This window comes from Mesorhizobium sp. M1348, assembly GCF_040317925.1.
Classification (GTDB): domain Bacteria; phylum Pseudomonadota; class Alphaproteobacteria; order Rhizobiales; family Rhizobiaceae; genus Mesorhizobium.
Map to the genome: position 1 here is coordinate 106486 of NZ_JAMYLH010000002.1, position 14816 is coordinate 121301.

Sequence of the window (14816 nt, forward strand, 5' to 3'; positions counted from 1 at the left end):
TACAGTCTCATCCCGCAGCGACGGGCTCACCCCCTCGCCAGCAGCGCCTCGACTTCCGGCAGCGTCGGCATGGACGGGGCGGTGCCTGGACGCGTCACCGAGATGCCGGCGACGGCGCAGGCGAAGCGCACCGCCTGCAAGGGTTCCATCCCTCTCGACAGCGCGGCAGCCAGGCCGCCATTGAAGGCGTCGCCCGCGCCGGTGGTCTCGATGACCGGGCCGGCGGCGACCGCCGCGACATGCTCGGAACGATCGGCCGCATGCAGCAGCGCACCCTTTTCGCCGAGCGTCACGATGACCGCGCCAACGCCTTTCTCCAGCAGGCTGTCGGCAGCACGGCGGGCATCGTCGATGGAGGACACCTTTATGCCGGTCAGTTCCTCGGCCTCAGTCTCGTTCGGCGTGACATAGTCGCAAAGCGTGTAGATACGGTCCGGAAGCTTAGCCGCCGGCGCCGGGTTGAGGATGGTGGTCACCCCTGCCCCGCGCGCGATCTCCAGCGCCCGCAGCGCCGCCTCGATCGGCTGTTCGAGCTGGGTGACGAAGACGCCGGCCGCGCGGATCAGGCCGGCATTTGCCTCGATATCGACGGGCGAGATCAGCATCGCCGCACCGGGGCTGACGATGATGGCGTTGTTGCCGCTCGTCTCCTCGATGAAGATGTAGGCGGCACCGGTGTAGCTTTCCGGCGTGTCGATGACGGCGCTCTTTACGCCTGCATGCGCCCAAGTCTGCCTCGCCATGTCAGCGAAAGGGTCGACGCCGAGCCGGGTCAGGAAGGTGACGTCGGCGCCGAGCCGGCCGGCCGCCACTGCCTGGTTCGAGCCCTTGCCGCCAGGGCCGAGCGTAAAGGACGTGCCCAGGATCGTCTCGCCCATGCGCGGCTGGCGGGCGGCGCGGTAGGCGGTGTCGGCGACGAAGACGCCTAATATGACAACCGGCTTCGTGACGATCGGTTTCGCCGGCATGCCGCTACTCCGCATCCGGCGGCACGATACCCTTTCGGAAGCCAAAACAGCCATAGAAGCGGCGCTCGCCGGTCTGGATGACGCAATAGGCCTTCTTGGCGCGTTCGTAGAAGGCGTAGCGCTCGACCGAGATCATCGGCCAGGCCTTGCCCTCGGCGGCATCGATCTCTTTTTGCACTTCCTGCTGCACGGCGGGAATGTCGTCCGGCTTGCCGACGATCTCCATGCGCGCGGCCGCGTCATCGACGAAGGTGTCCAGCGGATAGAGCGAAAGCACCGCCTTGACCACGTCGGCCGCCGATGCATCGATGCGCAGCAGCCGCCCAAGCACAGTCTGGCGCGCCACCGAATCGGACGGGAAATTGGTGTCGGCGATAATCAGATCGTCGCCGTGGCCCATCGCCCGCAGCGCCTGCAGCACATCGGCATTGAGCAGGGGATTGATTCCTTTGAGCATGGTATTCCTCGCGAAGTTTGCTGGGGCGAAATCAGAGACGCTTGCCGGTCTCTGCGTCGAAGAGATGCACCTGGTCGAGCCGCGGTTTCAGGTGCAGTGTGTCGCCCGGCTTGAAGTCGTGGCGTTCACGGAACAGCGCCACCATCTCGCCCTCGCCGAAGCGCAGGAACACCAAAGTCTCGGAACCGGTCGGCTCGACCACCGAAATCTTCGCCGGAACACCATCGGGATGGATTTCGAGATGCTCGGGCCGCACGCCGTAGACGACATTGCGGCCATCTTCCACGGCACTGTTCGCCGCAATCGGGAACCGCGTCCCGGCGATCTCGACGACGGGCTTGTCGCCCTTGCGCACGACGCCCTTGAGCAGGTTCATCGAGGGCGAGCCGATGAAGCCGGCGACAAACAGGTTGGCCGGCCGGTCGAACAATTCCAGCGGCGCGCCGACCTGTTCGATGCGACCGTCGCGCATCACCACGATCTTGTCGGCCATGGTCATGGCCTCGATCTGGTCGTGGGTGACGTAGATGGTGGTGGTCTTCAGCCGCTGGTGCAGTTCCTTGATCTCGGTGCGCATCTGGACACGCAGCTTGGCATCGAGATTGGAGAGCGGCTCGTCGAACAGGAACACCTGCGGGTTACGCACGATGGCGCGGCCCATGGCGACGCGCTGGCGCTGGCCGCCGGAGAGCTGGCGCGGATAGCGCTTGAGGTAGGGGTTGAGGTCGAGGATGTCGGCGGCGCGCTTGACCCGCTCAGTGACCACCGCCGGGTCGGTTTTGCGCAGCTTGAGAGCAAAGGCCATGTTCTGCTCGACCGTCTTGTGCGGATAGAGCGCGTAGTTCTGGAACACCATGGCGATGTCGCGCTTGGCCGGCGGCAGATGGTTGACGACGCGCTCGCCGATGGCAATGGTGCCGCCGGAGACGGTTTCCAGCCCAGCCACCATCCTCAGCAGCGTGGACTTGCCGCAGCCGGAAGGCCCGACCAGCACCACGAACTGCCCGTCGGCGATGTCGACGCTGACATCGTGCAGAACCTTGACGGTTCCGAACGCCTTGGCAACATTGCGGATCGCGACTTGAGCCATTATTCCCCCTTCAGTTGCCGTGAAGCTAAACAACGCAAACGGCGAGGGCAAGTCAGTCTCTTATAGATAAAAAACCCATTCACGTTGACACCGCACTTCGTTGTGCGAATAGTGACAATTGCCCGGCTTATGACCCTGTTCCGGGCGCACCGGTACGCTTGTCCGGTACTGAATGCCAAGCGTCGCGGGAGGGAGAATTCGGGCCGCTATTTACGGGAGTCGCTGTCGTTGGGAACATAATCGGCGCTCCACCATCTGAACCAATTCACAATTGACCTTCTGGGAGGAACGAGATGAAAGTCAGCCTTTATAACCAACTTGTCCGCGCCGGGGCCACCCGCCGCGACGTGCTGAAGGGAGCGGCCAGCATGGCCGCCCTCGCCACGGCCTCAAGCGCCGGACTTGGTGCCCTGTCGCGCCCGGCTGCGGCCGCCGACGATCTGCGCGCGCAGATCCTGCAGATCCCGGGCGTCGGCAAGGGTCAGCCGACCGATGCCGACTTCCAGCAGGTCGGCGAGCTTTGCCTGGGAGCCACCAAGGCCAATGTCAAGGAAGGCGAATTCGCCGGTGTCGAACTCACCTTCATGGGCCTCAACAATCAGAACCTGCACAATGTGCTGTTTCGCGGTTTCCTGAAGCCGTGGGAGACCTATACCGGCGCCAAGATCAACTGGATCGACCTGGCGCAGGCTGACTACAACGCCCGCCTGCAGCAGTCGATTGCGACCGGCACCGTCGATTTCGACATCATCGAAATGGGAGCACCGTTCGAAGGCGACGTCTGCGGCAAGGGTCTCACCTCCGAGATGCCGGACTGGGTCAAGGACCAGATCGACATGAAGGATGTCGTGGCCTATCTGCAGCCGCCGGTGGGCACATGGGACGGCAAGCAATATCGCGTGACCGTTGACGGCGACGCACATAATTTCAACTACCGCACCGACGTGTTCGCCGATGCCGACCTCGCCAAGGCCTGGAAGGACGGCGGCGGAGAAGGCGAATGGGGCGTGCCGAAGACCTGGCAGCAGGTGCAGGCGGTGACGAAATTCCTCAAGGGCAAGCAGGTGAAGGGCCAGGATGTCTTTGGCTATCTCGATGCGCCCAAGCCCTGGGGCGGTTTCGGCTTTTATTTCCTCGGCAGCCGCGCCAGCGCCTACGCCAAGCATCCCGATGACAAGGCCTGGCTGTTCGATGCCGACACGATGAAGCCGCGTGTCAACAATCCGGCATGGGTGCGGGCGATCCAGGACGTCATCGATGCCCTGCCCTCCGAACCTGCCGACCAGATCAACGCCGACCCGAACACCACCGCCTTCCAGCAATTCCTGGCAGGCACCGGTTCGATGGTCACCTGGTGGGGCGACGTCGGTTCGAACGTCAAGACCAACGATTCCTCGGTGGTCGGCGACATCACCGGCTTCTCGATCCTGCCGGGCTCGGACGATGTCTACAACTCCAAGACCGGCCAGTGGGACAAGCTCGCCAGCGGTCCGAACCATGCGCCGAACTGCGCCTATCTCGGCTGGGGCGTCTATGTCATGGCCCGCGTCGACAGCGACGAAAAGAAGAAGAAGGCGGCATGGTCTGCCGCTGCCCATCTCGGCGGCAAGGACCTGTCGCTCTGGTGCGCGGCCTATCCGTCGGGTTTCCAGCCCTATCGCAACTCGCATTTCAACATTCCGGAATGGGTGGCGGCGGGCTACGACGAGGCGTTCATCACCTCGTATCTGAAGTCGGAAGCCGACAGCTACAACCATCCCAACGCGGCGATCGAGCCGCGCATCCCCGGCATCTTCCAATACTACAGCGCCGCCGAGGACATTTTGGCCAACACCTTTGCCGGCAAGATGAAGGCGCAGGAAGGCGCCGACGCCATCGCAGCCGCCTGGGAGAAGCTGACCGACCAGATCGGCCGCGACAACCAGATCAAGCTCTACAAGGCCTCGCTCGGCATGTAGGCTGAGATCGTGAAACTTGGTCCGGCGGCGCACAGCCGCCGGACCTCCCCGTGACCGACTTGGCCTCGACCGGCTCGGCCGGTCATCGAGCCTCCTGTGAACGGGCAAGACGCGTGGCTGACCGGACCCTGGCTGACCAGACTTTGTCGACAAGTGAATGGCCGGCAGGCGCCGTGCCATCCGACCTGATACCGCGGAGCCGCAAACGGCTTGGCTGGGCGCTGATGGCTGCTGCAACGCTCGGCCTTCTGGCGGTGATTGCGCTGCAGATCCTTTACAAGAGCGATGTCGACGCTATCGGCTTCGAGACTTGGCGGCCGGTGGTCTACGCCTATGTGCTGTGGGGTGTCGCGCTTGGCATCGGCCAGGTGCTGACGCGCGGCGAGGACGGCCAGCGCGCGCTGTTCCTGCTGCCGGCGCTGCTGTTCACCATTGCCATGGTGATCTTCCCGACGCTGTTCGGCTTCTACATCGCGCTGACCGACTGGAACCTCAGTTCCTTCAGCGGAAGGCAGTTCAACGGGCTCGACAATTTCTGGCAGATGCTGAACGACGCCTATTATCGCAACGCGCTGTTCAATATGGTGCTCTACGTGCTGGCGGTGTTCGTCGAATATGTCATCGCCTTCGGCCTGGCGCTGCTGCTCAACGCGCAGATTAGGGCACGAAAATTCTTCCGCGTCGTGTTTCTCATGCCCCTGATGCTGTCGCCGGTCGCGGTTTCGTGGATGATCGGCAAGTCGCTGATGGAATACCGCTTCGGGCCCGCCGCGACGCTGGCGCGGCATCTCGGCTGGGAAAACCCGGCCTTCTTCTCCAACCCGATCACCGCCCGCATCTCGATCATGGTGCTCGATGCCTGGACTTTCATCCCGTTCATGATGATCATGCTGCTCGCCGGCCTGCAGGCGATGTCGCGCGAGGTGCTCGAGGCGGCGCGTGTCGATGGCGCCACCGCCTGGCAGACTTTCTGGCAAGTCACCTTCCCGCTGATGCTGCCGGTGTCGGTGACGGCGGTCATCCTGCGCATCATCTTCAAGCTGAAGCTTGCCGACATCATCATCACCGTCACCTCCGGCGGCCCGGGCGGCGCGACCGATTCGGTGTCCAGTTTCATCTACCGCGAATATCGCGACCGCTCGAACGTCGGCTACGGCACGATGCTGGCGATGGCCTATTTGATCATCATCATCGTGTTCGTGACCTGGCTGCTGAAATTCGCCACCCGCTTCGTGCGCAACGTCAACTGATCGGGCCGGCAAGATGAGCGTTCAAACCACCGACTATGCCGCCTCCGAAATCCGCTCGCCGGCGAGCTTCGTCGCCAACCGCGTCTTCATCTACGGCGCCCTCATCTTCTGGGCTTTCATCTGCCTGTTCCCGATTTATTGGACGATAACCACCTCGTTCAAGACCGCGGTCGACGTCACCCAGGGCCATCTGATCCCGTTCGTCGATTTCCAGCCCGATTGGAAAGGCTGGCGTTCGCTCGGCCTGTCGCCGGACTCGATCTTTCGGACGTCGACGGTGCGCGACGAATTCATCAAGCGCTTCATGAATTCGGTCATCACCTCGGTCGGCGCGTCGACCCTCGCCATCGTCATCGGCAGCCTCGCCGCCTACGGGCTGACCCGCTACCGCTACAAATTCGCCTGGTTCAGGAACGAGGACATCTCCTTCTTCTTCCTGTCGCAGCTGATCCTGCCGCCGGTGGTGCTGGCCCTGCCGTTCCTCGTGCTCTACCGGGAAGTCGGCCTGCTCGACACACGCGTCGGGCTGATCCTGCTCTACACGCTGATGGTGCTGCCGATCGTCATCTGGATCATGCGCGACCAGTTCAACTCCATCCCGGTGGAGTTGGAGGAGGCAGCACTCGTCGACGGCCTATCGATCTGGGGCGCCTTCTTGCGCATCGTCATGCCGATCGCGCTGCCCGGCATGGTCGCGGCCTTCATCCTGGCGATGGTGCTGTGCTGGAACGAGTATTTCTTCGCCGCGCTCCTGACCTCGACCGATGCCAAGACCATTCCTGTCATGGTGGCGAGCCAGACCGGCTCACAAGGCATCAACTGGTGGTCGATGGCAGCGCTTGCCACCGCCGCCATCACACCGCTCGCCGTCATCGGCATCGCGCTCGAGCGCTACCTGATCATGGGCATGACAGCGGGCGCGGTGAAATAACTGCGCCAGCTCTCCCTTCTCCCCTTGTTTGTGGGAGAAGGGAAAACCGCGCTAACCCGAAAGTGTTGCCCGCAAATGCTCGAGGATCATGGCAACCCCTTTTTGCCCCAATTCCGCCGAGGCTTCGGGCGCACTTGCCGTGTACCAGCCGGTGTTGTCGGCGAAGCGGCCGGCATCCACCGCTTCCGGGCACAACGCCAGCATCAGTGACGTCTCGCCGATGCCGGCATGGTCGAACGGATACTGGCTGTGCATTGAGGCCGGCATCAGCGGATGCACCTGCACCCAGTTGAAGAAATTGATGCCCTCGGCGTGCTCGGCATAATAGTCGGCCATCGCCGCAGAGCCCCACCAGCCTTCGCCGCGTTCTTTCTCCAGGAAGCGGAAGATCGCCTGCCGGCCGGCGGCCTTGAAGGCGAGATCGGTTGGCATGCCGGCGGCAAAATTTTCGGTCTGGTGGTGAATGATGGCATGGATGTTGCGGAAGCCAATGCGCAGCAGGCTGTAGAACAGTTCTTCCGCAAATGGCGCCAGCACATTGCCGCCGACCTGCACCGAGCCGCTGCCTTCCGGCGCTGCAACCGTATAGCTCGCCGCGCCGTAATAGAAGGGCGGCAGCATGACGATGTCGGCTTCTTTTTCAAACAGTTCCAGGCTCTTGACCACCGCCAGCGTGTCCATGCCGACGGCCATGTGCTCGCCATGATATTCGAGCACACCGAGCGGCAACACGACCGGCCGGTTCTCGGCGATCGCCTTGCGGATCTGGTGCGGCAGCATCAATTCGTAGCGCATGACACCTACTCCATATTGGTGTGGCGAGCGCGCATCGCTTCCGGCGAGACGCCGGTCAGATCCCTGAGCTTCAGCACCATCACTTCGAAGAGGACGAACAGCGCGCCTTCGAAAACCGAGCCCATCGGCAGGACGGATGTCTTTTCCGGGCCCTGGTCGTCGGCCATGGTCTGAGCAGGAATAAGCAGTGTGACGTCGGCCAGCTTTGCGGCAGTGCTGTCGGCTTGCGCGGTGAGCAGCAGGACGGCGGCACCGGCCTCGCGCGCGACCCGCATCAAGGTCAGCACGGTCGAGGTCTCGCCCGGGCCGGAGCTGGCGAGGAAGACATCGCCCGCGCCCAGCGGCGGCGTGGTCATGTCGCCGACGACCGACACCGGCAAGCCGAGATGATAGAGCCGCATGGCAAAACCCTTGACCTGCAGCGCCTCGCGGCCGCAGCCATAGGTGACGATCTTTTTAGCGCCGGCCAAGCTGGCGCAAGCCGCGTCGATGCGGCTTTCGTCGATGCGCTCCAGCACGGTGCCAAGTTCGTTCAGCGCAATCCCAAACAGGTTTTCGCCGGCGTCCGTCATGACATTTGCACCAGCTTGCAGGTGCCGGAGAACCACTTGAATATCTCAGTCACATCTGCCCCGAACGGCTTGTTTTCACTCATGCTATCACCGCGAAAATCGGTGTCCAACGACACGCAGTGCTTTTGATGCGCCGCAGCCGTGATAGTGTCATGGCAAATCGCAAAAACGAGGAAACGGCAGCATATGAAGACACGGCATTTCGACCGCATCGGCAATGGCGGCATCAACTTCACCGAGCTCGGCTTCGGCACCGCGCCGCTCGGCAATCTCTACCGCGCCGTCTCCGACGAGGATGCCAATGCCACTCTGGAGACGGCATGGCGGGTCGGCTGCCGCTACTTCGACACCGCGCCGCTTTATGGGCTGGGCCTTGCCGAAACGCGGCTCAATCCGTTCCTGCGTTCGAAGAAGCGCGACGACTACGTGCTGTCCAGCAAAATCGGGCGCATCATGCGCGCCTGCCCGCCGGAACAGCGCACCGGCATCGGCAAATTCTTCGACACCCCATCGCGCCGCGAGGTCTACGATTACAGCTATGACGGCGTCATGCGCTCCTTCGAAGCCTCGCTGGAACGGCTCGGCGTCGACCGCATCGACATCCTCTTCGTGCACGATGTCGACATCTTCACCCATGGCAGCAAGGAAGCCTCGGACCAGCGCATCCAGGAATTCATGAGCTCCGGCTACTACGGATTGCTGGCATTGCGCGACCAGGGCGTGATCAAGGCGTTCGGCGGCGGCATCAACGAGTGGCCGGTTGCCCAGACGCTGGCCGAGCGCGGCGATTTCGATCTGTTCCTGCTTGCCGGGCGTTACACGCTGCTGGAGCAGGAAGCGCTGCAGTCTTTCCTGCCGCTATGCCAGCAACGCGGCATCGGCATCGTTCTCGGCGGGCCGTACAATTCCGGCATCCTGGCAACCGGGCCGAAGCCCGGCGCCTACTACAATTATTCGGAGGCGCCGCAGGACATCATCGACCGCGTTACCCGCATCGAGGCCGTCTGCAAGCGCCACGGCGTGCGCCTGATCGAGGCGGCGCTGCAGTTCCCGCTGCTGCATCCTTCCGTCGTCTCGGTAATCCCCGGCGGCCAGCGGCCGGGCGAAGTCGAAAGCAATCGCTCGCTGCTCGACGCGAAGCTGCCATCGGCGCTGTGGGCCGATCTCAAGAACGAAGGCTTGATGCGCACTGACGCGCCGACGGCATAGCGCCGCCCTTTCCAACAGAAAAGAAAAACCGGATATGCCGGCTTTTCTTTTCTCTGAAAGACTTAAGGAGGCGCTTAGTTGACAGCGTCCTTGAGGCCCTTGCCGGCCGAGAACTTCGGCACGGTGCGCGCCGGGATCTTCACTTCCGCACCGGTCTGCGGATTGCGGCCGGTCGACGCGGCGCGTTTTGACACGGTGAAATTTCCGAAGCCGACAAGCCGGACATCGCCGCCCTTTTTCAGTTCGCCGGTGATGACGGAAAACACCGCATCAACCGCCGACTGCGCGTCACCCTTCGAAATACTCGCGGCATCGGCGACAGCGGATACCAGTTCGTTCTTGTTCATAAAAATTCCCTTCCATGAGAAAACCGGAACACTCGACTCAATCCGGCAGGAAACGGACTTTAGAAAGAAGCGCTCCGGCAACCAAGTCGAAAAGCGTCAAGAAAGTCGAAAAAAGCCCGGAAATCCGGGGTTCTTCACATGAAAAAGCCGGGCTCAAGGCCCGGCTCTCTCTTTGTGCATTGCAACTTTAGCAAGAGCTAATGCGCTAGCGATTTACCAGCCTCGTCTCCGACATCGACCACGGCCGGCGCATTAACGGGTTCGACCCACTGGATGGGTTCCGGCATGCGCACCAGCGCATGGCGCAACACTTCGCCAACGCGTGAGACCGGAATGATTTCCATGCCGCTCTTCACGTTTTCCGGAATCTCCGCCAGATCCTTGGCGTTCTCTTCCGGGATCAGCACCTTCTTGATGCCGCCGCGGAGTGCGGCAAGCAGCTTTTCCTTAAGGCCGCCGATCGGCAGCACCCTGCCGCGCAGCGTGATCTCGCCGGTCATCGCCACATCGGCCCTGACCGGGATACCGGTCAGCACCGAGACAATCGCCGTCGCCATCGCCACGCCAGCCGACGGTCCGTCCTTCGGGGTTGCACCCTCTGGCACGTGGACGTGGATATCGCGCTTGTCGAACAGCGGCGGCTCGACGCCGAAATCGATGGCCCGCGAGCGGACGTAAGAGGCCGCCGCAGAGATCGATTCCTTCATCACGTCGCGCAGATTGCCGGTCACGGTCATGCGGCCCTTGCCGGGCATCATGACGCCTTCCACCGTCAACAGCTCGCCGCCGACTTCCGTCCAGGCGAGCCCGGTGACCACGCCGACCTGATCGTCGCTCTCGACCTGGCCGAAGCGGAAGCGCGGAACACCAAGGTAATCGGCAAGATTGTCCGCCGTGATGTTGATCGTCTTCTTCTTCGTCTTCAGGATCTCGGTCACCGCCTTGCGCCCGAGCTTCATCAGCTCGCGCTCCAGGCTCCTGACGCCCGCTTCACGGGTGTAGGTCTGGATGATGCCGCGGATCGCGTCCTCGCCGACGGAGAACTCCTTCGGCTGCAACGCGTGGTCGCGGATCACCTTGGGCATCAGGTGACGCTTGGCGATTTCGATCTTCTCGTCCTCGGTGTAGCCGGCGATACGGATGATCTCCATGCGGTCCATCAAGGGCGCAGGGATGTTCAGCGTGTTCGCCGTCGTCACGAACATCACGCTCGACAGGTCGTATTCGACCTCGAGGTAATGGTCCATGAACGTCGAGTTCTGCTCGGGATCGAGCACCTCGAGCAAAGCCGATGACGGATCGCCGCGGAAATCCTGGCCCATCTTGTCGATCTCGTCGAGCAGGAAGAGCGGGTTGGATTTCTTCGCCTTCTTCATCGACTGGATGACCTTGCCGGGCATCGAGCCGATATAGGTGCGGCGGTGACCACGGATCTCGGCTTCGTCGCGCACGCCGCCCAGCGCCATGCGGATGAACTCGCGGCCGGTCGCCTTGGCGATCGACTTGCCGAGCGACGTCTTGCCGACGCCGGGAGGTCCGACGAGGCACAGGATCGGCCCCTTCAGCTTCTTCTGGCGGCTTTGCACGGCGAGGTATTCGACGATGCGGTCCTTGACCTTGTCGAGGCCGAAATGATCCGTATCGAGCACGTTCTGGGCAAAGGCCAGATCCTGCTTGACCTTGGAGTTCCTGCCCCACGGGATCGACAGCAGCCAGTCGAGATAGTTGCGCACGACGGTCGATTCAGCCGACATCGGCGACATCGTCCGCAGCTTCTTCAGTTCGGCTTCCGCCTTTTCGCGGGCCTCCTTGGAGAGCTTGGTCTTCTTGATGCGCGCCTCGATCTCGGCGGCCTCGTCGCGGCCGTCCTCGCCCTCGCCGAGCTCCTTCTGGATCGCCTTCATCTGCTCGTTGAGGTAGTATTCACGCTGCGTCTTCTCCATCTGGCGCTTGACGCGCGAGCGGATGCGCTTCTCCACCTGGAGCACCGAGATTTCGGCTTCCATGAAGCCCATCGCCTTCTCCAGCCGTTCCTTGACGGACAGCGTGGCGAGCATCTCCTGCTTCTCGGGGATCTTGATGGCAAGATGCGAAGCGACCGTGTCGGCGAGCTTGGAATAGTCGTCGATCTGGCTGGCGGCACCTACCACTTCGGGCGAGATCTTCTTGTTCAGCTTGACGTAGTTCTCGAAGTCGGTGACCACGGAACGCGCCAGCGCCTCGACCTCGACCTCTTCCTCATCCGGTTCGACCAGCGCAGCAGCACGGGCCTCATGGAAGTCGGGACGGTCGGTGAACGCGACGATTTTCGCGCGCGAGGCGCCTTCGACCAGCACCTTCACGGTGCCGTCCGGCAGTTTCAGCAATTGCAGCACATTGGCGAGCGTGCCGATGTCAAAGATGGCATCGGGCTCCGGATCGTCGTCGGCGGCATTCATCTGGGTCGCGAGCAGGATCTGCTTTTCCTGACCCATCACTTCTTCCAGCGCTTTGATCGACTTTTCACGCCCGACAAAGAGCGGAACGATCATGTGCGGGAACACCACGATGTCGCGCAGTGGGAGGACTGCAAAGACGCCGTCGCTGGGAGCCTTGGATAATTTGGCCATTGTCCAACCTTTCATGTCGCGGCCGCCAATCGGCCAACCGCGAATCTCATATTAACGACCGGGGATCGTTCCGCCTACCACCGTTTGTGACGGGAGTTTTACAGCACAGAATTCGGCACCACGGCCTTCTGCCATTAGTTGGAGGCACAGGGGGTAAAGATCAAGGGTCAACACGGTCCGTCCCTCCAATCCGCGGCCATTACGCGGCGCCATACGCGGTGTGCGACAGCAAAACGGCGCCCTGCGGCGCCGTTTCAGAAAAATCCATTGCCGGCTCACGTCAGGCGCTGACGTTGCCCTTCTTTTCCTTCTGCTCGGAATAGATGTAGAGCGGCCTGGCGTTGCCTGACACCACCTCTTCCGAAATAACCACTTCGCGCACGCCTTCTAGTGCCGGCAGCTCGAACATGGTGTCCAGCAGGATCGCTTCCATGATCGAACGCAGGCCGCGTGCGCCGGTCTTGCGCTCGATGGCGCGCTTGGCGATCGCCGAGAGCGCGTTCTCGTGGAAGGTCAGGTCGACATTTTCCATCTCGAACAGCCGCTGATACTGCTTGACCAGCGCGTTCTTCGGCTCGGTCAGGATCTGGATCAGTGCCGGCTCGTCGAGATCCTCCAGCGTGGCCAAGACAGGCAGACGGCCGACGAACTCGGGAATGAGGCCGAACTTCAAGAGATCCTCAGGCTCGACCAGGCGGAAAACATCGCCGGTGCGGCGATCCTCGGGCGAAGCGACGATGGCGCCGAAACCGATCGAGGTCTTCCTGCCGCGATCCGAGATGATCTTGTCCAGGCCGGCGAAAGCGCCGCCGCAGATGAACAGGATGTTGGCGGTGTCGACCTGCAGAAATTCCTGCTGCGGATGCTTCCTGCCGCCCTGCGGCGGCACGGAGGCAACGGTGCCTTCCATGATCTTCAAAAGTGCCTGCTGCACGCCCTCGCCCGACACGTCGCGGGTGATCGAGGGATTGTCCGACTTGCGCGAGATCTTGTCGATCTCGTCGATATAGACGATGCCGCGCTGGGCGCGCTCGACATTGTAGTCGGCCGACTGCAACAGCTTCAGGATGATGTTCTCGACATCCTCGCCGACATAGCCGGCCTCGGTCAGCGTCGTCGCGTCGGCCATGGTGAAGGGGACGTCGATGATACGGGCCAGCGTCTGCGCCAGCAGCGTCTTGCCGCAACCGGTCGGGCCGATGAGCAGGATGTTCGACTTCGCCAGCTCGACGTCGTTGTTCTTGCCGGCATGGGCGAGGCGCTTGTAGTGGTTGTGGACGGCCACCGACAGTACGCGCTTGGCGTAGGGCTGGCCGATGACGTAGTCGTCGAGAACTTTTAGGATTTCCTGCGGGGTCGGCACGCCCTCGCGCGACTTCACCATCGAGGTCTTGTTCTCCTCGCGGATGATGTCCATGCACAGTTCGACGCATTCGTCGCAGATGAACACCGTCGGCCCGGCGATCAGCTTGCGCACTTCGTGCTGGCTTTTGCCGCAAAACGAGCAATAAAGCGTGTTCTTGGAATCACCGCTGTTGTTGCCGACCTTGCTCATTTTCCTGTCCTTTCATGGCCGCCCGCCGATGGTCTGGTTGAAAGGGCGTATATTCAATCTATCGCGGGAATCCGCTGCCGCCAGTGCCCCGGCTCCCGCAACGCATTCCGTACGAAACACAAATCGGAAAACGGGGCAATGATTCGAACAACCCCACGCGCAAAGCTAAGCCGTCGAAAATCAACATAGCCTTAACGTAGGCAATTGCACCCGTCGAGGGAACAGCCAATTGTGGCCGAAATGCCGCAAGCTGCGCCAAAAGCGCGTGATCCCGCCACTCATTGCCACCGCGGGGCCACCGCGGACCTATAAGGCAATACCTTCGACCGGCTCACGTGACGAAATGACCTTGTCGATGAGGCCGAAATCCCTGGCCTCGTCGGCAGTCATGAAATGGTCACGGTCGAGCGTTTTTTCAATCTCATCGTAGCTCTTGCCGGTGTGCTTGACGTAAACCTCATTGAGGCGGCGCTTCAGCTTGATGATGTCCTGGGCATGACGCTCGATGTCGGAGGCCTGGCCCTGGAAGCCGCCGGAAGGCTGGTGGACCATGATGCGGGCGTTCGGCGTGGCAAAGCGCATGCCCTTCTCGCCTGCGGTGAGAAGCAGCGAGCCCATCGATGCGGCCTGGCCGATGCACAGCGTCGACACAGCGGGCTTGATGAACTGCATGGTGTCGTAGATCGCCATGCCGGAGGTGACGACGCCGCCGGGTGAGTTGATATAGAGGTTGATTTCCTTCTTCGGATTCTCCGCCTCGAGGAACAGCAGCTGCGCGCAGACCAGCGTCGCCATGCCGTCCTCGACCGGACCGGTGATGAAAATGATGCGCTCCTTGAGGAGCCGCGAGAAAATGTCGTAGGCCCGCTCGCCGCGATTGGTCTGTTCGACCACCATCGGAACGAGGTTCATGTAGGTTTCGACGGGGTTCTTCATGGACTATCCCTTTTTGAGGATGGGATTCCGGCGCCGGAGATTTGCAATCGGGCAGAATCGGTTCTGGATCGTTATTGTGTAAATAGGATGCCGGCTCACCCTAGCGCAAGGCCGCCTCTCCTAGCCATCCGGTTAAGTC

General features: G+C 62.0%; 13 protein-coding genes. 4 read left to right on the plus strand and 9 right to left on the minus strand.

From position 1 onward, the window contains the following. Nucleotides 1-26: 26 nt before the first annotated feature. From rbsK to NKH13_RS04565, 3 genes are read right to left on the minus strand one after another with little or no spacing between them, the layout of a single operon-like run. Nucleotides 27-968 (minus strand): ribokinase, encoded by a 942-nt coding sequence (gene rbsK, locus NKH13_RS04555; RefSeq protein ID WP_352714754.1) that lies wholly within the window; start codon nt 966-968, stop codon nt 27-29. 4 nt (nt 969-972) lie between these two features. After that, a complete protein-coding gene (locus NKH13_RS04560; RefSeq protein ID WP_352714756.1) occupies nt 973-1425 on the minus strand; it encodes an RbsD/FucU family protein in 453 nt (150 codons plus the stop codon). 31 nt (nt 1426-1456) lie between these two features. Further along, nucleotides 1457-2515 carry an ABC transporter ATP-binding protein gene (locus tag NKH13_RS04565; protein WP_352714758.1) on the minus strand — a complete coding sequence of 353 codons (1059 nt, stop codon included), beginning with the start codon at nt 2513-2515 and terminating at the stop codon, nt 1457-1459. A 293-nt stretch (nt 2516-2808) separates the two neighbouring features. On the opposite strand from NKH13_RS04565, the gene NKH13_RS04570 reads away from it, so the two are divergent. From NKH13_RS04570 to NKH13_RS04580, 3 genes are all read left to right on the plus strand, one after another. Beyond that, nucleotides 2809-4473, plus strand: a complete 1665-nt coding sequence (locus tag NKH13_RS04570) for an ABC transporter substrate-binding protein (protein ID WP_352714760.1) — start codon at nt 2809-2811, stop codon at nt 4471-4473. Nucleotides 4474-4601: 128 nt separating this feature from the next. Further along, nucleotides 4602-5723: a carbohydrate ABC transporter permease gene (locus tag NKH13_RS04575; RefSeq protein WP_352715223.1), complete on the plus strand. Its 1122-nt coding sequence runs from the start codon at nt 4602-4604 to the stop codon at nt 5721-5723. A 13-nt stretch (nt 5724-5736) separates the two neighbouring features. Further along, entirely contained in the window at nt 5737-6654 is a 918-nt protein-coding gene (locus tag NKH13_RS04580) for a carbohydrate ABC transporter permease (RefSeq protein WP_352449354.1), read from the plus strand. 51 nt (nt 6655-6705) lie between these two features. Here the strand turns inward: NKH13_RS04580 and NKH13_RS04585 are convergent, their stop codons facing one another. Both NKH13_RS04585 and hxlB read right to left on the minus strand, forming a co-directional pair. Then, nucleotides 6706-7449: a creatininase family protein gene (locus tag NKH13_RS04585; RefSeq protein WP_352714761.1), complete on the minus strand. Its 744-nt coding sequence runs from the start codon at nt 7447-7449 to the stop codon at nt 6706-6708. A gap of 5 nt (nt 7450-7454) precedes the next feature. Continuing rightward, nucleotides 7455-8021 (minus strand): 6-phospho-3-hexuloisomerase, encoded by a 567-nt coding sequence (gene hxlB, locus NKH13_RS04590; RefSeq protein WP_352910849.1) that lies wholly within the window; start codon nt 8019-8021, stop codon nt 7455-7457. A 186-nt stretch (nt 8022-8207) separates the two neighbouring features. On the opposite strand from hxlB, the gene NKH13_RS04595 reads away from it, so the two are divergent. After that, nucleotides 8208-9230 (plus strand): aldo/keto reductase, encoded by a 1023-nt coding sequence (locus NKH13_RS04595; RefSeq protein WP_352714765.1) that lies wholly within the window; start codon nt 8208-8210, stop codon nt 9228-9230. A 74-nt stretch (nt 9231-9304) separates the two neighbouring features. Here NKH13_RS04595 and NKH13_RS04600 read toward each other — a convergent pair whose 3' ends face one another. From NKH13_RS04600 to clpP, 4 genes are all read right to left on the minus strand, one after another. Continuing rightward, entirely contained in the window at nt 9305-9577 is a 273-nt protein-coding gene (locus NKH13_RS04600) for an HU family DNA-binding protein (RefSeq protein WP_006201846.1), read from the minus strand. A 197-nt stretch (nt 9578-9774) separates the two neighbouring features. Further along, on the minus strand, nt 9775-12186 hold the full coding sequence (lon, locus tag NKH13_RS04605; RefSeq protein WP_352491903.1) for an endopeptidase La: 2412 nt from the start codon (nt 12184-12186) through the stop codon (nt 9775-9777). Between the two features lie 280 nt (nt 12187-12466). Next, complete coding sequence (clpX, locus tag NKH13_RS04610) at nt 12467-13741, minus strand: ATP-dependent Clp protease ATP-binding subunit ClpX (protein ID WP_006332719.1); 1275 nt, start codon at nt 13739-13741, stop codon at nt 12467-12469. Between the two features lie 306 nt (nt 13742-14047). Next, nucleotides 14048-14677, minus strand: coding sequence for an ATP-dependent Clp endopeptidase proteolytic subunit ClpP (clpP, locus tag NKH13_RS04615; RefSeq protein WP_352516802.1), 630 nt, complete (start codon nt 14675-14677; stop codon nt 14048-14050). Between the last annotated feature and the right edge of the window lie 139 nt (nt 14678-14816).